Annotated in this window: 25 protein-coding genes; 14 read left to right on the top strand and 11 right to left on the bottom strand. The window is 63.0% G+C overall.

Annotated elements, in window-relative coordinates:
• Positions 1 to 27 precede the first annotated feature (27 nt).
• Positions 28 to 351, top strand: a complete 324-nt coding sequence (gene trxA, locus NKH80_RS13465; protein ID WP_023677558.1) for a thioredoxin — start codon at positions 28 to 30, stop codon at positions 349 to 351.
• 128 nt (positions 352 to 479) lie between these two features.
• The gene (locus NKH80_RS13460) at positions 480 to 761 is read left to right on the top strand and encodes a cupin domain-containing protein (RefSeq protein ID WP_023718287.1); all 282 of its coding nucleotides are present in this window, start codon (positions 480 to 482) and stop codon (positions 759 to 761) included.
• 48 nt (positions 762 to 809) lie between these two features.
• On the opposite strand, the gene NKH80_RS13455 is transcribed toward NKH80_RS13460, so the two are convergent.
• The 6 genes from NKH80_RS13455 to NKH80_RS13430 form a co-directional block, all read right to left on the bottom strand.
• Positions 810 to 1229 (bottom strand): VOC family protein, encoded by a 420-nt coding sequence (locus NKH80_RS13455; RefSeq protein ID WP_352700959.1) that lies wholly within the window; start codon positions 1227 to 1229, stop codon positions 810 to 812.
• A gap of 62 nt (positions 1230 to 1291) precedes the next feature.
• Positions 1292 to 2617 carry a bifunctional folylpolyglutamate synthase/dihydrofolate synthase gene (locus NKH80_RS13450; protein ID WP_352700958.1) on the bottom strand — a complete coding sequence of 442 codons (1326 nt, stop codon included), beginning with the start codon at positions 2615 to 2617 and terminating at the stop codon, positions 1292 to 1294.
• Positions 2618 to 2679: 62 nt separating this feature from the next.
• Positions 2680 to 3606, bottom strand: a complete 927-nt coding sequence (accD, locus tag NKH80_RS13445) for an acetyl-CoA carboxylase, carboxyltransferase subunit beta (protein WP_352480200.1) — start codon at positions 3604 to 3606, stop codon at positions 2680 to 2682.
• Between the two features lie 36 nt (positions 3607 to 3642).
• Positions 3643 to 4482 carry a tryptophan synthase subunit alpha gene (trpA, locus tag NKH80_RS13440; protein WP_352879440.1) on the bottom strand — a complete coding sequence of 280 codons (840 nt, stop codon included), beginning with the start codon at positions 4480 to 4482 and terminating at the stop codon, positions 3643 to 3645.
• A 2-nt stretch (positions 4483 to 4484) separates the two neighbouring features.
• A complete protein-coding gene (gene trpB / locus NKH80_RS13435; protein WP_352879442.1) occupies positions 4485 to 5735 on the bottom strand; it encodes a tryptophan synthase subunit beta in 1251 nt (416 codons plus the stop codon).
• Positions 5736 to 5768: 33 nt separating this feature from the next.
• Complete coding sequence (locus NKH80_RS13430; RefSeq protein WP_352879513.1) at positions 5769 to 6428, bottom strand: phosphoribosylanthranilate isomerase; 660 nt, start codon at positions 6426 to 6428, stop codon at positions 5769 to 5771.
• A gap of 164 nt (positions 6429 to 6592) precedes the next feature.
• Between NKH80_RS13430 and NKH80_RS13425 the strand changes: the two genes are divergently transcribed.
• Positions 6593 to 6811 carry a hypothetical protein gene (locus NKH80_RS13425; RefSeq protein ID WP_254815955.1) on the top strand — a complete coding sequence of 73 codons (219 nt, stop codon included), beginning with the start codon at positions 6593 to 6595 and terminating at the stop codon, positions 6809 to 6811.
• 8 nt (positions 6812 to 6819) lie between these two features.
• On the opposite strand, the gene NKH80_RS13420 is transcribed toward NKH80_RS13425, so the two are convergent.
• The 4 genes from NKH80_RS13420 to NKH80_RS13405 all read right to left on the bottom strand — a co-directional run bounded on the left by NKH80_RS13420 (position 6820) and on the right by NKH80_RS13405 (position 10183).
• Positions 6820 to 7578, bottom strand: coding sequence for a M48 family metallopeptidase (locus tag NKH80_RS13420; protein WP_352472563.1), 759 nt, complete (start codon positions 7576 to 7578; stop codon positions 6820 to 6822).
• Positions 7579 to 7675: 97 nt separating this feature from the next.
• Positions 7676 to 8152 (bottom strand): DUF2852 domain-containing protein, encoded by a 477-nt coding sequence (locus NKH80_RS13415; protein WP_352480204.1) that lies wholly within the window; start codon positions 8150 to 8152, stop codon positions 7676 to 7678.
• A gap of 116 nt (positions 8153 to 8268) precedes the next feature.
• Positions 8269 to 9411: a benzoate/H(+) symporter BenE family transporter gene (locus NKH80_RS13410; protein WP_352480205.1), complete on the bottom strand. Its 1143-nt coding sequence runs from the start codon at positions 9409 to 9411 to the stop codon at positions 8269 to 8271.
• 4 nt (positions 9412 to 9415) lie between these two features.
• The gene (locus tag NKH80_RS13405; RefSeq protein ID WP_352991923.1) at positions 9416 to 10183 is read right to left on the bottom strand and encodes an alpha/beta hydrolase; all 768 of its coding nucleotides are present in this window, start codon (positions 10181 to 10183) and stop codon (positions 9416 to 9418) included.
• Positions 10184 to 10397: 214 nt separating this feature from the next.
• On the opposite strand from NKH80_RS13405, the gene infC reads away from it, so the two are divergent.
• The 7 genes from infC (at position 10398) to NKH80_RS13370 (ending at position 17097) form a co-directional block, all read left to right on the top strand.
• Entirely contained in the window at positions 10398 to 10934 is a 537-nt protein-coding gene (gene infC, locus NKH80_RS13400; RefSeq protein WP_023677573.1) for a translation initiation factor IF-3, read from the top strand.
• 202 nt (positions 10935 to 11136) lie between these two features.
• On the top strand, positions 11137 to 11778 hold the full coding sequence (locus NKH80_RS13395; RefSeq protein ID WP_254815960.1) for a methyltransferase family protein: 642 nt from the start codon (positions 11137 to 11139) through the stop codon (positions 11776 to 11778).
• A gap of 191 nt (positions 11779 to 11969) precedes the next feature.
• Complete coding sequence (gene rpmI, locus NKH80_RS13390) at positions 11970 to 12173, top strand: 50S ribosomal protein L35 (protein WP_006201248.1); 204 nt, start codon at positions 11970 to 11972, stop codon at positions 12171 to 12173.
• 147 nt (positions 12174 to 12320) lie between these two features.
• A complete protein-coding gene (gene rplT, locus NKH80_RS13385) occupies positions 12321 to 12722 on the top strand; it encodes a 50S ribosomal protein L20 (protein WP_006201247.1) in 402 nt (133 codons plus the stop codon).
• Positions 12723 to 12818: 96 nt separating this feature from the next.
• Positions 12819 to 13904 (top strand): phenylalanine--tRNA ligase subunit alpha, encoded by a 1086-nt coding sequence (pheS, locus tag NKH80_RS13380; RefSeq protein ID WP_352991921.1) that lies wholly within the window; start codon positions 12819 to 12821, stop codon positions 13902 to 13904.
• 142 nt (positions 13905 to 14046) lie between these two features.
• Positions 14047 to 16455, top strand: a complete 2409-nt coding sequence (gene pheT, locus NKH80_RS13375; RefSeq protein WP_352991919.1) for a phenylalanine--tRNA ligase subunit beta — start codon at positions 14047 to 14049, stop codon at positions 16453 to 16455.
• 39 nt (positions 16456 to 16494) lie between these two features.
• Positions 16495 to 17097: a nucleotidyltransferase family protein gene (locus NKH80_RS13370; protein WP_352736793.1), complete on the top strand. Its 603-nt coding sequence runs from the start codon at positions 16495 to 16497 to the stop codon at positions 17095 to 17097.
• 257 nt (positions 17098 to 17354) lie between these two features.
• Here NKH80_RS13370 and NKH80_RS13365 read toward each other — a convergent pair whose 3' ends face one another.
• Positions 17355 to 18350 carry an aldo/keto reductase gene (locus NKH80_RS13365; RefSeq protein ID WP_352769738.1) on the bottom strand — a complete coding sequence of 332 codons (996 nt, stop codon included), beginning with the start codon at positions 18348 to 18350 and terminating at the stop codon, positions 17355 to 17357.
• A 105-nt stretch (positions 18351 to 18455) separates the two neighbouring features.
• On the opposite strand from NKH80_RS13365, the gene NKH80_RS13360 reads away from it, so the two are divergent.
• The 4 genes from NKH80_RS13360 to NKH80_RS13345 all read left to right on the top strand — a co-directional run bounded on the left by NKH80_RS13360 (position 18456) and on the right by NKH80_RS13345 (position 21758).
• Positions 18456 to 19346, top strand: coding sequence for a LysR family transcriptional regulator (locus NKH80_RS13360; RefSeq protein WP_352991916.1), 891 nt, complete (start codon positions 18456 to 18458; stop codon positions 19344 to 19346).
• A gap of 60 nt (positions 19347 to 19406) precedes the next feature.
• Positions 19407 to 19985, top strand: a complete 579-nt coding sequence (locus tag NKH80_RS13355) for a cytochrome b (RefSeq protein ID WP_352991914.1) — start codon at positions 19407 to 19409, stop codon at positions 19983 to 19985.
• Positions 19986 to 20053: 68 nt separating this feature from the next.
• Positions 20054 to 20629: a YceI family protein gene (locus NKH80_RS13350; protein WP_352686553.1), complete on the top strand. Its 576-nt coding sequence runs from the start codon at positions 20054 to 20056 to the stop codon at positions 20627 to 20629.
• A 142-nt stretch (positions 20630 to 20771) separates the two neighbouring features.
• Positions 20772 to 21758 carry a Gfo/Idh/MocA family protein gene (locus NKH80_RS13345; RefSeq protein ID WP_352686556.1) on the top strand — a complete coding sequence of 329 codons (987 nt, stop codon included), beginning with the start codon at positions 20772 to 20774 and terminating at the stop codon, positions 21756 to 21758.

Below are 21758 nucleotides of genomic sequence, written 5' to 3'. Positions count from 1 at the left end.
CGACGAACAAATCGAAAGGATCTCAGCATGGCCACCGTCAAGGTCGACAAGAGCAATTTCCAGGCCGACGTGCTCAACGCCAAGGAGCCCGTCGTGGTCGATTTCTGGGCGGAATGGTGCGGCCCGTGCAAGATGATCGCCCCGGCGCTCGAGGACATCGCCATCGAACTCGGCAGCAAGATAAAGATCGCCAAGCTCAACATAGACGAGAATCCTGAGCTGGCCGCGCAGTTCGGCGTGCGCTCGATCCCGACGCTGATGATCTTCAAGGGCGGCGAAGTCGCCGACATGAAGGTCGGTGCTGCGCCGAAAACGGCATTGTCGCATTGGATCAACGGCAGCCTCGCCTGATCCGACCAGAATTTTGCAGAAAAGCCCGGCCTCGCGCCGGGCTTTCTTGTGGCGCCACCGATCCGCAGATCTGGCACTCGCCACTTGTCGTCTCATGCTCTTGTCTGGCTTAAAGCAGGAGGAGCGATATGACCGGATCCGCCAAGGCCACCGTCTTCATCGACAATGAGCGAGTCATTGTCACCGAATACCGTTTCGCCCCGGGCGACAACACCGGCTGGCACCGCCATGGCCACGACTATGTGATCGTGCCGTTGACCGACGGCAAGGTGAAGCTCCTGACCAAGGATGGGGAATCTTTTGCCGAAATGAAGAAGGGCGCGCCGTATTTCCGCAATGAGGGCGTCGAACATGACGTCATCAGCGCAAACGATGGCGAATTCGCCTTCATCGAGGTCGAACTGAAGTAGTCCACCAACCACCGGCTGCGCCGCTACAATTGTCCGGCGCGGCGCTATTCACCAATCCGCGATACGATCGCCGCCGACGAATTGTGCGCTTTTCTCAGTGTATTCGAACAGTTCGATCTTCACACCGTTGGGGTCGCGGATCCAAGCCTGGTAGGTGTCATCGCACGCGCGTTTCTTGGAAGTGACATCGACCCCCTTTGACCTCAGATGGGCGATCGCGGCGTCGATGTTTTCCACTTCGAGGCAGAAGTGGTTGATCTGGTTCAAGTCGCTATAGCTTGCGCCGTCTTTCTGGAACACCTCGACGTGGCTGCGGCTGCCGCAATTGAGGTAGAAGCCGAAAATCTTCCCCTCGCGCAGGAAATTGAACTGAGTGTCCATTCCGAGGACGTCCCGATAGAAGCTTCGCGTCATCTCCAGGTCATTCGCGAAAATGCAAACGTGTGCGAGCTGCTTTACCTTGATCATGATTGGCTCCTCGCGGTGATCTGACAGGTGTGGCGTCATCGCGGCCCGGGCGAACGCACGCCTCAGGTTGGCGGCGTGCCGTTTTCGGCCAGTACCGCGCCGGCCAGGTAAAGCGATCCGCCGATCAGGATACGCGGCGGCGGTCCGTCCCATGTGTCGCGCAGCAGCATCAGTGCGCTTGCAACGGAACTAACCGGTTCGGCCGACAAGCCTGCCTCAATGGCGCGGGTCGCCAGTTGGTCGTTCGGCACGCCGGCGTCGCTCATGCTCACCGGCACGGTGTAGACGTGCCGCACCAGCCCTTTGAAGGCCCGGAAATAGCCGCTCTGGTCCTTGGTGTTGATCATGCCCGAGATCAGGAACAGCGGCCGCGGGTTCTTTTCCTCCTGCTCCGCCAGGGCCTCAGCGACGACCACGCCGGCGCCGGGATTATGGCCGCCGTCGAGCCAGATGTCGGCGCCCTTCGGCGCCAGTTCGCTCAACCGGCCTTGCGGCAGCTTTTGCATGCGGCCCGGCCAGGCGACATTCGCCATCGCCTTCTCGGCAGCGCGGTGGCTGATCTCGAAGCCGGCCGCCTTGACCGCCGCGATCGCCGCCGCCGCGTTGGCGAATTGATGGCGCCCCGGCAGGCGCGGCGGCGGCAGATCCATCAATCCATCTTCGTCCTGATAGACCATGCGGCCGTTTTCCTCATAGGCAAGGAAATCCTGGCCATAGACGAAGGCGGGGCAGTCGAGCCGTTCGGCGGTTTCGATGAGCACCTGCTGGGCCGTCTCGCTTTCCTGCGCGCCGATGACGACCGGGCACCCGCGCTTGATGATGCCGGCCTTTTCGGCGGCGATCAGCTCGACGCGGTCGCCGAGATAGGCTTCGTGGTCGAGCGAGACCGGCATGATCACCGACACGGCCGGCTCGGCGATGACGTTGGTGGCGTCGAAGCGGCCGCCAAGGCCGACCTCGAGGATGACGGCATCGGCCGGATGTTCGGAAAACAGCAGGAAGGTGACGGCGGTGAGAATTTCGAAGACGGTGATCTTCTGGCCTTGATTGGCCTCGGCGACCCGGGCGATGGCTTCGGCGAAGACCTTGTCGTCAACCAGCCTGCCGCCGCCATCGGCGGCCAGCCGGTAGCGCTCGTGCCAGTTCACTAAGTGTGGCGAAGTGTGGACGTGGACGCGGTAGTCGGCTGCTTCGAGCAGCGCCCGTGAAAAGGCGGCACAGGAGCCCTTGCCATTGGTGCCGGCGATGTGGATGACCGGCGGCAGCTGGTCCTGCGGATTGCCGAGGCGTTCGAGCAGCCGCGAAATGCGGTCGAGCGAAAGGTCGAAGCCCTTCGGGTGAAGCGCCATCAGGCTTTCGATTTCGCGGTCCGCGGCAAGCGTGGTCATGGGAGAATCCTAGGCGCGTGCGCAACGGCACACAACAGCCGCTCGCGCCGCGGGCTGTCGCGTCAGGCGTGCGGCCGGGCTTCGGCCGGAATCACCGACGGCGGCAGGATCTCCGGCTCCTGCGGTTTTTGCTCTTCCGGCAGCTTGAGCAGCATTCTCAGCAGCCGCGCAATCGTCTGGCGCATCTCCAGCCGTGACACCACCATGTCGACCATGCCGTGTTCCATCAGATATTCGGCGCGCTGGAAGCCTTCGGGCAGTTTTTCCCTGATCGTCTGCTCGATGACACGCGGTCCGGCAAAGCCGATCAGCGCGCCTGGCTCGGCAATATGCACGTCACCCAGCATGGCGTAGGAGGCGGTGACGCCGCCGGTCGTCGGGTTGGTCAGGACGACGATGTAGGGCAGGCCGGCCTCCTTCAGCCTGTCGACGCCGACCGTGGTCCGCGGCAACTGCATCAGCGACAGGATGCCTTCCTGCATACGGGCGCCGCCGGAGGCCGCAAACAGGATCAGCGGCCGCTTGCGCTGCAAGGCGACCTCGAAACCATGCACGATGGCGTCACCTGCCGCCATGCCGAGCGAGCCGCCCATGAAGGCAAAATCCTGCACCGTCACCACCACCGGCACGCCTTCGACCGTGCCCAGCGCATTGATGATGGCGTCTTCCATGCCGGTCTTGGCTTTGGCATCCTTCAGCCGGTCTGCGTAGCGCTTCTCGTCGCGGAACTTGAGCGGATCCTGAACGACCTTGGGGTTTTCCAGCGTCTCGTATTTGCCGTCGTCGAGGAAGAATTTCAGCCGTTCCTTAGCCGATATCTTCATATGGTGGCCGGAGGACGGGATGACGAACTGGTTCTGCTCCAGATCCTTATGGAACACCATTTCGCCGGTCTCGGGATCCTTGATCCACAGGTTTTCCGGCATGTCGGTGCGGCGGCCGAGCATCGAATTGATCTTCGGACGGACGTAATTGGTGATCCAGTTCATCGCTTCGGCTCCTGTCCTTAAGAAGACGTAGGAAGATTATTCGGCGGCAGCAAGGCGAGCCGCGCGAACCCCTTGCGAAAGCCCGCTGACCAGCGTGGCGACGGCCTCGGCCGGATCGGCGGTCTTTTCGCCCTTCGGCCCGAGCACGTTGGCGACGGCATTGACAATCGCGGTGCCGACAACGACGCCGTCGGCCGACGCGCCGATGATGCGCGCCTGCTCTGCTGTCTTGACGCCGAAGCCGACGCAGACCGGCAGGTCGGTATGGCTCTTGATGCGCTTGACAGCTGCCGCTACCTTGCCGGTGTCGGCCAGCGCCGAACCGGTGATACCGGTCATCGACACATAATAGACGAAGCCGGAGGTGTTCTGCAGCACCTTGGGCAGGCGCTTGTCGTCGGTGGTCGGCGTCGCCAGCCGGATGAAATTGATGCCGGCCTTGAGTGCCGGGATACAAAGTTCCTCGTCCATCTCCGGCGGCAGGTCGACGACGATCAGCCCGTCTATGCCGCTGGCCAGCGCGTCGCTCAGGAAGCGCTCGACGCCGTAGATGTAGATCGGATTGTAATAGCCCATCAAGACGATCGGCGTTTCACTGTCGCCGGCGCGGAATTCCGAGGCCATCTTCAGTGTCTTGGCCAGTGTCTGGCCGCCCTTCAGCGCCCGCAGGCCGGCCGCCTGGATCGCCGGGCCGTCGGCCATCGGATCGGAAAACGGCATGCCGAGCTCGATGATGTCGCTGCCGGCGCCGGGCAGCGCCTTCATGATCGAAAGCGACGTGTCGTAGTCAGGGTCGCCACCCATGAAATAGGTTACGAGTGCCGGTCGGCCCTCGGCCTTCAGCTTTGCCATGCGGCGGTCGATACGGGTGGCCATGATCAGATCTCCATGCCCAGCATGTTGGCCACCGAATGCACGTCCTTGTCGCCGCGGCCGGACAGGTTGACGATGACGATCTGGTCCCTGTCCATGTCAGGCACGATCTTCACCGCCTGTGCGATGGCATGGGCCGATTCAAGCGCAGGAATGATGCCCTCGACGCGTGTCGTCAACTGGAACGCCTCCAGCGCCTCGCTGTCGAGGATCGGCACGTAGTCGACGCGGCCGGAATCGCGTAGCCATGAGTGCTCCGGCCCGACGCCGGGATAGTCGAGGCCGGCCGAGATCGAGTGGCCGTCCATGATCTGGCCGTCGGCGTTCTGCAGGAGGTAGGTACGGTTGCCATGCAGCACGCCGGGCGCGCCGGCACTCATCGAGGCGCAATGCTCGATGCCGTCGAGGCCGCGGCCTCCGGCTTCTACGCCGATGATGCGCACCTCACTGTCATCGAGGAAGGGATGGAACAGGCCGATAGCGTTGGAACCGCCGCCGACACAAGCGATGATGGTGTCCGGCAGCCGGCCTTCCTGCTCGAGGATCTGGGCGCGCGCCTCGGTGCCGATCACCGACTGGAAGTCGCGCACCAACTCCGGATAGGGGTGCGGGCCGGCGGCGGTGCCGATCAGGTAATAGGTATCGTCGACGTTGGTCACCCAGTCGCGCAGGGCCTCGTTCATGGCATCCTTCAGCGTGCCGTGGCCGGCCGTCACCGGCCGCACCTCGGCGCCCAGAAGCTTCATGCGAAAGACGTTGGGGCTTTGCCGGGCGACATCGGTCGCGCCCATATAGACGATACAAGGAAGCCCGAAGCGCGCCGCGACCGTGGCGGAAGCGACGCCATGCTGGCCGGCGCCGGTCTCTGCGATGATCCTCGTCTTGCCCATGCGCTTGGCGAGCAGGATCTGGCCGAGGCAGTTGTTGATCTTGTGCGAGCCGGTGTGGTTCAGGTCCTCGCGCTTGAAATAGACCTTTGCGCCGCCCCCGACGCCCTTTGCCAAGGACACCTCACGAAGATGCCTGGTCAGGCCTTCGGCGAAATAGAGCTTCGACGGCCGCCCGGCGTAATGCGTCGAGAGATCGGTCAGTTCGGCCTTGAAATTCGGGTCGTTCTTGACCTCGTTCCAGTGCCGCTCCAGCTCGAGGATCAGCGGCATCAGCGTTTCGGCAACGAAACGACCGCCAAAAATGCCGAACATGCCCTGCTCATCGGGGCCGGTGCGGAAGGAATTCGGTATCGCCGGCTTGTCCATCGCCGATCTCCTGGTCTGAGGTTTGAAGCGTGGTCAGGCGGCGCGGTTGTCGCGTGCTGCCCCGACGGCGCGGAAAAATTGTTCGATCAGCGCCGGTTCCTTGACGCCCGGCGCGCTCTCCACGCCCGAGGAAACATCTATTCCGGGCGGGTTCGCCAGCCGAAAGGCGTCGCCGATATTGCCGGCATTGAGCCCACCGGAAAGCATGTAATCAACGCCGGCGTCAAGGCCAGCCAGAATGCGCCAGTCGAAGGCAAGACCGTTGCCGCCCGGCAATTCCGAACCCTTAGGCGGCTTGGCATCGAACAGGAAGCGGTCGGCAATGCCGATGAAGGGTTTGACCCGCGCGAGATCGGCAGCCTCACTGACCGGCAGCGCCTTCATCACCGGCAAACCGTAGCGGGCCTTCACCTCTGCCACCCGCTCGGGGGGCTCGGCGCCGTGAAGCTGCAGCATGTCGGGCTGCATCTTTTCGACGATCTCGTCCAGGAACGCATCGCTGGCGTCGACCGTCACGGCGACCGCCTTGGCCTTGCCGCGCGTCGCTTCGCGCAGGCGGCCGGCTTCCGCCGGCTCGACATAGCGCGGGCTTTTGGCAAAGAAAATGAAGCCGACATGGCTGGCGCCGCCGGCCAATGCCGCAGCCAGTGCCTTGTCGGTCTTCAACCCGCATATCTTGATGTCGAGCGCCATGGCGCGGGATTGGCACGAAACGGCCAAAGAGTCGAGAAAAAGCATCCTGTTTGCCGCCAGCGTGGAACGCGCTACCTTGCTAATGTAAGAGCGGAACGCGCTACCTCGCTAATCTAAGAGCGCAACGCCACTTGCTCAGGCACAAAGGCGGGAGAACAAAGATCATGCCGGAAAAGACCGTCGCGGAACTCAGGCAAAAGCTGGCGCAGGCCCATGAGGTCATCGCTCATTTGATGGACAAGGCGGCTTTCAACGGCGCCGAGGCGCACCGGGCGCTGGCTTATTTCAGCAACGAGACCTTCGAGAAGGATTTTCTGCCCTGGCCCCGCCATGTCGATGAGGGGTTGCGGCCGGAGGAGTTGAACGCGGCGAATGACGATTGATCGGACAACTACTCGAACGCGATCGCCTGCAGCGCGCCGCCATTGCGCTTGAGCCAATCCTTGCAGCGCTCGGTATCCGGGCAAAGCTGCTCGCATAACTTCCAGAATTTCGGCCCGTGGTTCATCTCCTTGAGATGCGCCACCTCGTGCGCGACGAGGTAGTTTATCACCGGCCGCGGCGCCATCATGATGCGCCAAGAAAACGACAGATTGCCGTCCGACGTGCACGACCCCCAGCGGCTCGACGTATCCTTGAAGCGGATCGCCTTGGCGCGCTTGCCGATCGCCGCGCTGTGCTTGGTCACCAGCGCTTCGATCTCGCGCTTGGCTTCGCGCTTGAGGAAATCGGCGATGCGGCGCGGCAGATGCACGCGTTCGCCATGCACGATCATCAGCGGCCCGCGCTCGTCGCGCGACAGCGTGACGGTGCCGCGTTTCGACGGTTCATGGACGATGCGATGCGGCACGCCGCGCACCGGTACCTTGATGCCGGGCCGGACCTGCGGCCGGTTGGGCACTTTGGCTAGCCTTTGCTCCAGCCAGTCCTGATGGCGGTCGAGGAATTTTTCCACCTCGCCGCGCCGCAGCCCCGGCGGCACGGTGATGCGCAGACCACGGCCGCCGGAATCGATGCGCAGTGTCAGGCGCCGCGCCCGGTCGTTCTCGACGATCTTGAGCGGCAGCGTGCGGCCGGCAACGCAATGCTCGCGCTCCACGACGGGCGTGGGTTTGGGTTTCGTCGGGGTGCGAAAGAAGCCGAAGGACATTCCGGGACGATACGTGATTCGAGGGAAACGACTAGAACAAAAAAGAAACGGCGCCGCTGACGCGACGCCGTTGGATTATCTATCTGCGCACGGGACCTTACTCGTCGAGCAGGCCTGGCGTGGACTTGCCGCTGGATTTGTTGTTCGTCGCCGACCCGGTCGTGGGGGACGTCGACTTGTTGCGATTGGCCATGAAGCGATCGAACTCTTCCTGATCCTTGGCGCGGCGCAACTCGCGGGCATATTCGTCGAACTCGCTCAGCATCTCGTCGAGCTTGCGGCGTTCCTCGGCAAGCCGCTCGAGTTCCTTTTCGCGCCAGTCGTCGAAAGCGACGTTGCCGGTGCGGGCGGAGCCATGACCCCAGCGCGCGGCCTTGTCGGAACCGCGGCGGCAACCGGCGAAGATGCCGTCGGTGGCGCGGTTGACGTCGCGCTTGAAGCCCTCGAGCCGGTCGCCCCAGATGATGTAGGCGAGCATGGCCAAGCCGAGCGGCCAGAACACCATGAACCCGATCACCATCAACGCGATGGTCGCCGGCGTCCAGGCCGGACGGATCAATGCAGATGTGTTCATTTCTCCCAATCCTTCAGTTGGAGACAGCCAAATCCGGCTGCGTTGAATCGAAATGGGATGGAGAAAACGGCGATTCAAGACAGCGATCGCCAAAACCGGACAAGCGGCTGAAATGATTATCGCTTTTTGAGATTTTCGAGGAAAAGCACGACCAATCCGGCAATCAGCCCCCAGAACGCCGCGCCGACGCCGAACAGCGTCAGCCCCGATGCGGTAACGGCGAAGGTGACGGTGGCGGCCATCCGCTCGTCCTCGTCTTTCAAGGCGATCGACAGTGCATTGGCGAGCGGCGCCATCAGCGCCAGGCCGGCGACCAGCGCAATCAGGCTCTGCGGCAATACGGCGAAGATCGCCACCAGCGAGGCGCCGAACAGGGCAAAGACGAGATAGGCCAACGCATAGAACGGCCCGGTCTTCCAGCGCTCGGCCGGATCGGGATGCACGTCGGGCCCGGTGCAGATCGCCGCCGAGATTGCCGCCAGATTGGTGGTCGAGGCGCCGAACGGCGCCGTCAGCAGCGAAAACAGGCCGGTGACGCCGATCAGCGGCCCGGGTTCGGGATGATAGCCGGCTGCCCTCAGCACGGCGAGGCCGGACAGGTTCTGCGAGGCCATGGTGACGAGGTAGAGCGGCAAGGCGAGGCCGATGATTGCAGTGGCGGTGAACTGCGGCATCACCAGCGTCAAGCTCGAGAGTTCCGGTGCCGGCAGACCGCCGACCCGGCCGGTGAGGAAGGCGGCGAGACCGCCGCCGATCAGCACCAGCAGCACCGACAGCGCCGGGTTGAACAGGCGGATGACGAAGAACGCCGCAACCAGCGGCAGGATCAGCCAGGGGTCGACGGGAACGGTCTTGACCGCATTGATGGCGAAGGTGACGACGATGCCGGCCAGCATTCCGGACGCGACGGACGCCGGTATTCTGGCGATCAGCTTGGTCAAGGGCCCGAACAGGCCTGTGGCGATCAGCAGGACCGCGGTGACGACGAAGGCGCCAACCGCCTCACCCATCGAAAAGCCGGTCGACGCGGCGATCAGCGCCACGCCTGGCGTCGACCATGCGGTGATGACTGGCATTTTTGTGCGCCAGGACAGCCACAGACTCTCGATCGCCATCGCCAGGCAAAGCGCCGTCACCCAGCTTGCCGTCTCGACCTGCGTTGCGCCGACGGCCTTGGCGGCGGCAATGACGATGGCCAGCGTACCGCCGAAGCCGACGATCGCCGCGACGAAGGCGGACACCGGAATGGAAATGCGCATGCCTCTATCCCGCCTGCCGCACCATAGCGTCCACCGCCCGCACCAGCATGTCGAGATCCTGCGGCCGCGACAGGCGGTGGTCGCCGTCGGGGATGAGCGACAGCGTGACGTCGTCGGCCGGCAGCAGGCTGACCAGCTTCAACGCGTGGCTTGACGGCACGTCGGGATCGGCCAGGCCTTGCAGGATGTGGACCGGACAGTGCGTGTCGATCGGCCCGGTCATCACCCGGTTGTTGCGGCCGTCCTCGATCAGTGCGCGCGTGTAGATGTACGGTTCGGCGGAATAGTCCGACGGCTCTTCGAAAAAGCCCTTTTTCCTGAGGTCGCGCTTCTGCGCCCCGGTCAGCACCGGCTCCACCAGTTCGAACGTGAAATCGGGCGCCGGCGCAAGCAGCACAAGGCCGGCGACGCTGTTCTCGCCCGCCTTGCGCAACTCCTGCACCATGCGCAGCGCGATCCAGGCGCCCATCGACGAACCGACCATGATTTGCCTGCCCCGGGTGAAGCGGCGGAAAACCGCCAGGCTCTCGCCCAGCCATTTCGAGATGGTGCCGTCGGCAAAGGCGCCACTCGATTCGCCGTGGCCGGAATAATCGTGGCGCAGGAAGGCGCGGCCTTCGTTGCGCGTCCATTCCGACAAGGTTTCGGCCTTGGTGCCCAGCATGTCGGATTTGTAGCCGCCAAGCCAGACGATGCCGGGCTCGGCCCCTGCCGCATGCCTGACGGCGATGCTCGTCCCGTCGACGTCCAGGAAGATCGGGGTGGCGCTCATGGTGTATTCCCTCACGCCGGTCTTTTGGCACAAGCGGGGGTTCAACGAAAAGTGCTCTGCTACTTTCTTCGCTTGGTGCAGAGGAGCATTCATCGGGCAGGTGATTTCCTGAGAATGCTGTGCTATTGACTCCGACCGCGCGCTCACCACATTGCGCGTTCGCAATTCTGAACTGAAGAACCCCTTAACGAAACGGCTCAAGGAGACCACGACCATTCGCAGACCTTTCAAAGCAGCGGCGCCCACCAAGGAAGGCCCGCGCTCCAACCGTGACATCCGGGTTCCCCGGGTCCAGCTAATCGACGCCGAAGGCCAGAACCGCGGCGATGTCTCCATCAACGACGCATTGCTGCTCGCCGAAGAGGCTGGGCTCGACCTGGTCGAGATATCGCCCAATGCAGTGCCGCCCGTCGTAAAGATCCTCGATCTCGGCAAGCTGAAATACGCCAACCAGAAGAAGGCGGCCGAGGCGCGCAAGAACCAGAAGGTCATCGAGATCAAGGAGATCAAGATGCGCCCGAACATCGACAGCCACGACTACGAGACCAAGATGAAGGCTGTCCGGCGCTTTTTCGAGGAAGGCGACAAGGTCAAGCTGACATTGCGCTTCCGCGGTCGCGAGATGGCGCATATGGAACTCGGCATGCAGCTTCTGAACAAGGTTCGCGAGGAAGTGGCGCCCATCGCCAAGGTCGAAGCCGAACCGAAGCTCGAAGGCCGCCAGATGATGATGGTGCTGGCGCCCCGCTAAAGCGCGTTGCGCTTTAGTTCTGTTTTGTGCATGTCGTTGTCGCAAAACCGCTGCGCACTTTTGGGCGACGTGCATAAAATCCGCCTGAATCATGTTGCAAGGCGTCCCGGCGATCGGCGGGGCGCCTGTTTTCTTGGCCAGACGCTGCGATCGCCGGCGAGAGCAAAGACGCTCTGGTTCCCTCGACGATCGGATTCCCGACATGGTCAATGACGTCAAGCATTCGGAAGCCAAATATGGGCTGGGCAGCTACCAGCACACACGCAGGATGGTGCTTGCCGTCGTCGTCGTCGTCCTGTTCGCGATGCTTTTGTTCGGGCAGTCGGTTTTTCCGCCCGATACGCCTGTGCATGAAACGATCGAAATGGTTGGCGTCGTGCTGATCTTTCTCGGCATCGTCGGACGCTTGTGGTCGACGCTCTATATCGGCGGTCGCAAATCCTCCGAAGTGGTGACCGGCGGCCCCTATTCGATCACCCGCAACCCGCTCTATGTCTTCTCTACTTTAGCTGCCGCCGGTGTCGGCGCACAGATCGGCTCCATCACCGCCACGATCGGCTTTGCAGCGCTCTGCGCTGGTGCCTTTTACATCGTTATCCTGCGCGAGGAGAAATTCCTCAAGGAGGTTCTCGGCGCGCCATACCAGGCCTACCTGGCGAAAGTGCCGCGCTTTTTTCCGAAGCTGTCGCTGTACCAGGAAGGCGACACCGGCGGCTTCAAGCCGCGCCTGCTGCGAACCACGCTGCTGGACGGTCTGGTCTTCCTGGTTGCCTTGCCGGCTTTCGAACTGATCGACGGCGCCCAGCAGTCAGGCATATTGCCGGTGCTGTTCCGTCTCCCCTGAGTGCAGTGTTGCGGAGTACAGTGTTGCTCGGCACGGGGTGTTGCGCGCCAGCCCGCTTTGACGTATAGGACCGCCGTTCCCAAAAAACCGCCCGGCAGGGCATGCCGTGGCGGTTTCATTTGCTTTTCGGGCTTTGGTCGGCCTGAAGCGAACAAAAAGCGCATTGGTGCGCATATAAACGGAGTAGCAAAATGCCCAAGATGAAGACCAAGTCGGCCGCCAAGAAGCGGTTCAAGATCACAGGTACGGGTAAAGTTCTGTCGGCTGCGGCCGGCAAGCGTCACGGCATGATCAAGCGTTCCAACAAGTTCATTCGAAATGCCCGCGGCACGATGGTTCTGGCTGAACCGGACGGCAAGAAGGTCATCAAGAATTTTCTGCCGAACGGCCTCTAAGGCATGGTGCCAAAAAGTTGCAGACTTTTTGGAAACATCATGCGCCAAAATAAGAGCATTCGGTCTGGACACGCATTTGTTTTACGCAATTCCGAACGGAAAACCGCTAGGCACTTTTCCTGGAATTGCTTTTAAGGAGATCATGACATGGCACGCGTAAAGAGAGGCGTCACCTCGCACGCCAAGCACAAGAAGGTCCTGAAAGCCGCCAAGGGTTTTTACGGCCGCCGCAAGAACACCATTCGCATCGCCAAGCAGGCGGTGGAAAAGTCGCTGCAGTACGCCTATCGCGACCGCAAGAATCGCAAGCGTTCGTTCCGCGCGCTGTGGATCCAGCGCATCAATGCGGCGACGCATGAGCATGGCCTGACCTACGGCCGCTTCATCGACGGTCTCAACAAGGCTGGCATCGAGATCGACCGCAAGATCCTGTCGGACATGGCCATCCACGAGCCGCAGGCCTTCGCCGCACTCGTGGCCAAGGCCAAGGTCGCGCTCGAATATCTTAAGAACACCACGCCGAATGCTTTTGAAAGCGCTGTCGCTTAAGACCAGCGCTTCCCAAGCTATTCGACACTTGATTTGGGAAACCCGCGCTGGCAGGGCTGGCGCGGGTTTTTCTTTGCTTCCAATCGGATCTGGAACATGAGTGACATGGAAACTCTCGAACATTCCCTGATGGCCGAGATCGCCTCGGCCGCCGACGAGCAGGCGATCGAGGCGGTGCGTGTCTCGGCCCTCGGCAAGAAGGGCTCGGTTTCCGAGATGCTGAAGACGCTCGGCTCGATGAGCGCCGAGGAGCGCCAGGTCAAGGGCCCGGCGGTCAACGGCCTCAAGAACCGCCTCACCGAGGCGCTTTCTGTTCGCCGCGCCGAGCTGAAGGACGCGGCGATTATGGCGCGTCTCGCCGCCGAGAAGGTCGACGTGACGCTGCCGGTCAGGCAATCGCCGGCCGAGCGCGGCCGCATCCATCCGATCAGCCAGGTTATCGACGAGATCGCGGCGATCTTCGGCGATCTCGGCTTTGCCATCGCCGAAGGTCCCGACATCGAGACCGACTATTACAACTTCACCTCGCTGAACTTCCCGGAAGGCCACCCGGCGCGCGAGATGCACGACACCTTCTTCTTCCAGCCGGACGCGCAGGGCGAACGCAAGCTTTTGCGCACCCACACCTCGCCGGTGCAGATCCGCACCATGGAGATGCAGAAGCCGCCAATCCGCATCGTCATTCCTGGCAAGACCTACCGGCAGGATTCCGATGCCACCCACTCGCCGATGTTCCATCAGGTCGAGGGGCTGGTGATCGACAAATCGGCCAATGTCGCCAACATGAAGTGGGTGCTAGAGGAGTTCTGCAAGGCCTTCTTCGAGGTGCCGAGCGTGAAGATGCGCTTCCGGCCGTCTTTCTTCCCGTTTACCGAGCCCAGCCTCGAGGTCGACATCCAGTGCGATCGTTCGCGGCCGGGCGAGGTGCGCTTCGGCGAAGGCTCCGACTGGATGGAGATCCTCGGCTGCGGCATGGTGCACCCCAATGTGCTCCGTTACGGTGGCCTCGATCCTGACGAATACCAGGGCTTCGCCTGGGGCATGGGCATCGACCGCATCGCCATGCTGAAATACGGCATGCCGGATCTGCGCGCCTTCTTCGACGCCGATGTCCGCTGGCTTTCGCATTACGGTTTTAGGCCGCTCGACATGCCAACGCTGTTCGGGGGCTTGAGCGCGTGATGAGCGGGCTGCAGCAAATCCGCGGACAGCTCGCCTTCCTGCACATGTCGGACGCGCGGCCGCATAGCTTCAAGTGCGATGTGCCCAGACCAGTCAGCCTGGAAAGACCAGTCAGCCGGCAAAGACCAGACGGAACACAGTCATGAAACTCACCCTCTCCTGGCTCAAGGATCATCTCGAGACCGACGCCTCGCTGGCGGAAATCGTCGAGCGTCTCACCTCGATCGGCCTCGAGGTCGAGCATGTCGACGACCGGGCGAGCCTGGCCCCCTTCGTCATCGCCAAGGTGGTGACGGCGGTGCAGCACCCAGATGCCGACCGGCTTCGCGTGCTGACCGTCGACACCGGCGACGGCAAGCCACCGGTGCAGGTCGTGTGTGGAGCGCCGAACGCCCGCGCCGGCCTGATCGGCGCCTTTGCAGCACCGGGCACCTATATCCCCGGCATCGACGTGACGCTGACCGTCGGCAAGATCCGTGGCGTTGAAAGCCACGGCATGATGTGCTCCGAACGTGAGCTCGAATTATCCGAAGAGCATGACGGCATCATCGACCTGCCGGCCGATGCGCCGGTCGGCACCAGTTTCGCCGCCTATGCCCATCTCGACGATCCGCTGATCGAGATCAATCTGACGCCGAACCGGCCGGACGCCACCAGTGTCCATGGCATCGCCCGCGATCTGGCGGCGAGCGGGCTCGGTACGCTGAAGAGCGCGCCGATAGAGCCGATCCCCGGCAAAGGCGCGACGCCGGTCAAGGTGACGATCGAAGCCCCGGAGCTCTGTCCCGGCTTTGCCCTGCGCCTGGTCCGCGGCGTCAAGAACGGACCGTCGCCGAAATGGCTGCAGCAAAGGCTTCTCGCCATCGGCTTGAGGCCGATCAGCGCGCTCGTCGATATCACCAATTACGTCACCTTCGACCGCGGTCGGCCGCTGCATGTTTTTGACGCTGGGAAGGTCACCGGCAATCTCACCGTGCGCCGGGCGCGTGACGGCGAAAAGGTGCTGGCGCTCGACGGCCGCGAATACACGCTGACGCCTGAGATGTGCGTGATCGCAGACCAGGACGGCATCGAATCGATCGCCGGCATCACGGGCGGCGAGCATTCCGGGTGTGACGAGAACACCACCGACGTGCTGATCGAGTCGGCGCTTTGGGACCCGATCGCCACCGCCCGCACCGGCCGCACGCTTGGCATCATCAGCGATGCACGCTACCGCTTCGAGCGTGGCGTCGACCCGGAAATGATGGTTCCCGGCGTGGAGCTTGCAACGAAGCTGGTGCTCGATTTCTGCGGCGGCACGCCGGCGCAAACCGAGGTCGTCGGCTATGCCGGCCATCGGCCGAAGATCGTCTCGTTCCCTTTGTCGGAAGTGAAGCGGCTGACCGGCATCGAAGTGCCGCGCTCGACGAGCCTCGACATTCTTGCCCGCCTCGGCTTCAGGCCGGAGGGCACGGGCGATGTCGTCAATGTCGCGGTCCCGTCCTGGCGGCCGGATGTCGATGGCAAGGCCGACCTGGTCGAGGAGGTCATGCGCATCCACGGCGTCGACAATATCGCGCCGCAGCCGCTCGGTTCCCACGATGCGGTCAACGCCAAAATCCTGACTGTGCTGCAGATACGCACCCGCGCCGCCAAGCGGGCGCTTGCCGTGCGCGGCATGATGGAGGCCGTCACCTGGTCGTTCATTCCGGCAAAACACGCCGAATTGTTCGGCGGCGGCCAGCAGGCGCTAAAGCTTGCCAACCCGATCGCGGCCGATATGTCGGATATGCGGCCGTCGCTGCTCCCGGGGCTGATCGCGGCAGCGCAGCGCAATGCCGACAAGGGCATCGGCGATGTCGCGCTGTTCGAAGTGTCGGGCACTTACGAGGGCGACGGCGCCGACCAGCAGCGGCGCGTTGCCGCCGGCGTGCGGCGCGGCACCGCCAAGCTCGAGGGCTCCGGCCGCCATTGGGCCGGCAACGCCGGCGCCGTCGGCGTCTTCGATGCCAAGGCCGATGCGATCGCAGCACTCGAAGCCTGCGGCGCGCCGGTCGAGCGGCTGCAGATCGAGGCCGGCGGCCCGGCCTGGTATCATCCGGGCCGCTCCGGCACGATCAAGCTCGGGCCGAAGGTCGTGCTCGGCACATTCGGCGAATTCCACCCGAAGACGCTGGAAGGGCTTGACGTCTCCGGCCCGCTCTGCGGCTTCGAAGTATTCATTGATGCGGTGCCTGAGCCTAAGGCCAAGCCGACGCGGACAAAGCCAAGGCTCGATCTGTCCGCCTTCCAGGCGGTCAAGCGCGACTTCGCCTTCGTCGTCGACAAGGCGGTCGAAGCCGGCACACTCGTTCGCGCCGCTCTTGCCGCAGACAGGAAGCTGATTTCCGGCGTCTCGGTGTTCGATGTTTTCGAGGGTGCAGCCCTCGGCGCGGCGAAGAAATCGATCGCCATCGAGGTGTCGATCCAGCCGGTCGAAAAGACGCTGACCGACGAGGATTTCGAGGCGCTGGCCAAGCGCATCGTCGAGAACGTGCACAAGCAGACCGGCGGCGTGCTGCGCGGCTGAGGGGTTGCGAGCGCCTGGCGAATCGCCGTCCAAAGGGCGATGGGCCATTTGCGCTATTCAGGGCTGCCCTTCGAGGAACAGCGTGCAGTCTTTCTCGATATCGTCTCGTCCGATCCGCTGATCGGCGAGACGCTGTCGCGGGTGCGCACGCTTGACCTCCCCGACTGGCTGGTCGTCTCCGGCGCGCTCTACAACAGCGTCTGGAATCATCTGACCGGAAAGCCCTCGGGGTACGGCATCCGGGATGTCGACCTGTTCTATTTCGATGAGAGCGATCTGTCCTACGAGGCCGAGGATTTGGTCATTCGTTGTGCGGCGGAGCATTTCGAAGGGCTGAAGCTGCCGGTCGAGGTGCGCAATCAGGCGCGGGTGCATCTGTGGTATCCGAGCAAGTTCGGGCAGGAATGCCCGCGTTATATGAGCGCTAGCGAATCGGTCAGCTATTTTGCGTCGAAGACGCATGCCGTCGGCGTCCGCTTCGATGCCGAGGGGCGCCTCGATCTGGTGGCACCGTTCGGGCTCGACGACATCTTTTCGTTCCGCATCACGCCGAATAGGGTGCTGGATAATCAGCGGACCCATGAGATGAAGGGCAGGCGGGCACAGGAGTGCTGGCCGGAGATTACTGTCGTGCCTTGGTAGAATGTCGGCGCGAGGCACCTGCCCTGCCGGGCATCTCCCGCAAGAAGGGAGATTGGCAGTTCCATCGCCCTGCCCGCCCTTCCGGCGCCGGTGATTGGCCAAGCCGAGGTGACGTCCAACTTCCCTCCTTGAGGGGGAGATGTCCGGCAGGACAGAGGGGAGTGTTTCGCGCCAATTTCTCGCAATTATTTGCACCGCTGCGGCACTCAAAAAGGGGTGCCGAAACGCCCCGTTTCGATTACGCCGTCGATCGCCGTTCACCCGTTAACCAGGGCCAGCAGCTCCTCGGTATAGCGCTTGCCGACCACCTTTTCCGGCGACAGCGCGTCGCCGATGGATGCCACTTCGGCCTGGCTCAGCACGATATCGGCTGCCGCCGTATTCTGCTCCAGATGGCGCATTTTTCGCGCACCAGGGATCGGCACAATGAAGTCGCCCTGATGCAGCACCCAGGCGAGCGCCAGCTGCGCCGGCGTCACGCCCTTCCCGGCGGCCATCTTTTCCAGCACGGCGACGACCGCCGCATTGGCCGCCATGGCGTCGGCCTGGAAGCGCGGCAACCCACGGCGCCAGTCGTCGGCGCCGAGAACATCGGGCTTGGCGATCGTGCCGGTGAGCAGGCCGCGGCCGAGCGGGCTATAGGGGACAAAGCCGATGCCGAGCTCGCGGCAGACAGCAAACACCCCTTCCTCCGGATCGCGGCTCCACAGTGAATACTCGCTCTGCACGGCGGCGATCGGATGCACGGCATGCGCCCGACGAATGGTCGCCGCACTCGCCTCCGACAGGCCGAGCGCCCGCACCTTGCCCTCGCGCACCAGCTCGGCCATGGCGCCGACCGTATCCTCGATCGGCACGTTGGGGTCGACACGGTGCTGGTAATAGAGATCGATCACCTCCGTATCCAACCGCTTCAATGACGCTTCGGCCACGGCCTTGACATGCTCCGGGCGGCTATCGACACCGGCCATGCGCTCCATGCCGCTGCCTTCTTCGAGGATTTTGAAGCCGAATTTGGTTGCGATCGTCACCTTGTCACGCACCGGCTTCAGCGCCTTGCCGACCAGGATCTCGTTCTCGAAAGGGCCATAGACCTCGGCCGTGTCGAAGAAATTGACCCCGATCTCGGCGGCATGGCGCAGCGTGGCAATCGCCTCCGCCTCCGGCTGGCCACCATAGGCAAAGCTCATCCCCATGCAGCCGAGGCCGACCGGGTAGACGTCAAGTTCATTGCCAAGCTTGCGGGTTTGCATCACGTGTCTCCTTGTTGTGATGGTTGTGATGCCGCAGAGATAGCGTCTTGCGCCGAGTTCGATAATCGGCTCTCAATTGCACGGGCTGTTCCAAGAAATAGATCAATGAAGCGAACCCATCTTTCACAGCTCGCGGTACTGGCAATGGTCGCCCGATGCGGCAGTTTTCGCGGCGCCGCCAAGGAACTGGCAATCGCGCCGTCGGCGGTCAGCCACGCGGTGTCCAGCCTCGAAGCGCGCCTCGGCGTGCGCCTTCTGGCGCGCAGCACGCGCAGCGTCGCACCGACCGAGGAGGGCGCGCAACTGCTCGAGCGCCTCAGGCCGGCGCTGTCGGAAATCGACCTGGCGCTGGAATCGGCGATCGAGGCGCGCGACCGGCCGGCCGGCAATCTCCGGCTGACCGTGCCGCGCACCGCGGCCCACCTGGCGCTGACGCCGAGGCTCAGCGCCTTTGCGGCTGCCTATCCCGACATCGTGCTGGAGATCGTCATCGAGGACCGCTTCACCGACGTCGTCGAGGGCGGCTTCGATGCCGGTGTGCGACTGGGCGAGAGCCTGCAGCGCGACATGATCGCGGTGCGCATCGGACCAGACCTTCGCGGCGCCGTGGTCGGCGCGCCAGCCTACTTCGAGACCATGCCAAAACCGCAGCATCCGCGCGATCTCGCCGCTCACCGCTGCATCCGCTTCCGCTTCTCCAGCGGCATTCTCTACCGCTGGGAATTCGAGCAAAACGGCGAGGAGATCGAGATACCGGTGCAAGGGCCGCTGATCCTCGACGAGGACCATCTGATTGCCAACGCCGCGGTCGACGGCGCCGGGCTCGCCTTCGTGTTCGAGGATTATGTCCGCGACGCGCTCGCCGCCGGCAAGCTCGTTCGCGTGCTGGAGGACTGGTGCCCGCGCTTCGACGGCTTCTTCGTCTATTACCCCAGCCGCCGCCAGATGCGGCCGGCGCTCAGGGCCGTTGTCGATTTTTTCAAGGTCGGCGAATAAGCCAACCCTCCCCACAAGGGAGAGGTGGAAGAAAGCCGACCTGGCATTCGTTCACCGACCATGTCAGCACTGCCCAAAAACCAGACGGCCGGCTACGGCTGGACGGCGATCATCCTTCACTGGCTGATCGCGGCGCTCTTTATCGGCCAGTTCGTGCTCGGCCTCGTCATGGTGCGGCTGTCCAGCCAGCGCACCGCCTTCGAGCTGATCCAGCTGCATAAATCCTTCGGCTTCCTGCTGCTTGGACTGGTCATCCTGCGCATCGCCTGGCGCCTTGGCAGACCGGCCCCGCCGCTGCCGCGCTCGGTCGGCCCGTTCGAGCGCCGGATGGCGCCGCTGGTCCATCTCGCGCTTTATGCGTTTCAGCTCGCTCTGCCGCTGTCCGGCTGGGCGCTGGTCTCGGTCTCGGTGCTGGAGATCCCGAGCGTGCCGTTCAATCTGTTCGTCATGCCCAATCTGCCGCTTGGTGAATCGGACATGGCAGAAAGCTTCTGGGCAGCGACGCACTGGTATCTCGCTTATGCCGGCATCGGTCTTGTCGCTTTGCATCTCGCCGCTGCGCTGCGTCATCATTTCTGGCTGAGGGATACCGTGCTGACGCGCATGATCACGGCTTCGTCACATCGCGAGACGGAATAGAGCGGGCGGCTCATTCGTTCATGGGGCGAGGACGCAAGAAAGCGTTGCCTGCCAAGAGGACCATTTCCATGTACGCGCGCATCTTCGGATTTGCGGCAGCCGCCGCTTGTTTTGCCATGCCTGTTTTTGCCGCCGTTGCCCTTGGCGAGGCGGCCGGCAGCTACACGATCAGCCCAGGGAGTTCCAGCATCCACTTCTCCATTGCCAAGCTCGGCGGCGGCGGGCTCGACGGTGCTTTCTCCCGCTTCAAGGGCAATATCCTTATCGACAACAGCGATGTCGGCCGGTCCCAGGTCAATTTCACCATCTTCCCCGAAAGCGTCGGTACCGGCCAAAGTCGCATCGATGCCTTTCTCCGCTCGGACGCGGTTTTCGACGCGACCAACAATCCGGAGATCCAGTTCCGTTCGACCAGCGTCAAACGCACCGGCGACACGTCGGCCCTTGTCACCGGCCGGCTGACGGCGCGCGGCAAGACCTTTCAGGAAAAGTTCACGGCCGAGCTCGGCAGCCTCAAGGCGGGCACGATAAAGTTCCACGTCACAGGCAAGGTGTTGCGGTCGCGCTATGGCATGGATGTCGGCACGCCGATTTATTCCAACGTCGTCGAATTCGACATGACGCTGACGGGTAGAAGGGGTTGAGCGGTTCTCCCTGCGATTTCACCGTCGCTGCAGGACCTGGGTTCCTCTCCCCACTTGGTGGGGCGAGGAACCATGCTCCCGCATTGGCTTTTCCGCCGATTTCAGGCAAACCTCCAGGCCTGCAATCGAGAGGAGAAATCTGATGTTCCGATGGGGTGTTTTGTCGACGGCCAAAATCGGCCGCGAGCAGCTTTTACCGGCAATCGTCGAGGCGGAGAACGGCGTGCTGTCGGCGATCGCCAGCCGCGATCTGTCGAAAGCTCGGGCGCTGGGCGAACGCTTCGGGGCGCGCCATGCTTTCGGCTCCTATGAGGAACTGCTCGCCTCCAGCGACATCGACGGCGTCTACATTCCGCTGCCGACCTCGCAGCATGTCGAATGGGCAGCCAAGGCGATCGAGGCCGGCAAGCATGTTCTGGTCGAAAAGCCACTGGCTCTCGACGCCAAGGACATTCCGCCACTGATCAAGCTGCGCGATGCCAGGAAGGTGCTGGTCTGCGAAGCCTTCATGGTCGTCTACCACCCGCAATGGATCAAGGTGCGCGAGCTGATCGGCAACGGCGCCATCGGCCGGCTGCGCCATGTCCAGGGCGCGTTCTCCTACTACAATGTCGACCCCAACAACATGCGCAACAAGCTCGATCTCGGCGGCGGCGCGCTGCCCGACATCGGCGTCTATCCGACGGTATCGACGCGCTTTTCGACCGGCAAGGAGCCGCTGCGCGTCCAGGCGAGGATCGAGCGCGACAAGACATTCGGCACCGACATCTATTCCTCGATCCGCGCCGATTTCGGCGACTTCGAGTTGTCGTTTTACCTGTCGACACAGATGGCGGCACGCCAGGTGATGGTCTTTCACGGTGAGAAGGGCTTCATCGAGGTGTTCTCACCGTTTAATGCCGGACTCTACGACCATCACCGTGTCGAACTGCACAACCAGAACCACAGCGAGGCGCAGGTCTTCCGCTTTCCCGGCACGCAACAGTACCGGCTGGAAGTCGAGGCCTTCGCGCGGGCGGCACAGGGTGGCAAGGATCGTGTCTTCACCCTGGAAGAATCGGTGCTCAACCAGAAGGTCATCGATGCCATCTTCCGCGCCGGCGAGAAGGAAGGCTGGGAGGCAGTCTAG

The organism is Mesorhizobium sp. M0904, from assembly GCF_040319475.1.
Lineage (GTDB): Bacteria > Pseudomonadota > Alphaproteobacteria > Rhizobiales > Rhizobiaceae > Mesorhizobium.
The sequence above is the reverse complement of the archived record's forward strand: the minus strand, read 5'-3'. Positions and strand labels throughout refer to the sequence as shown.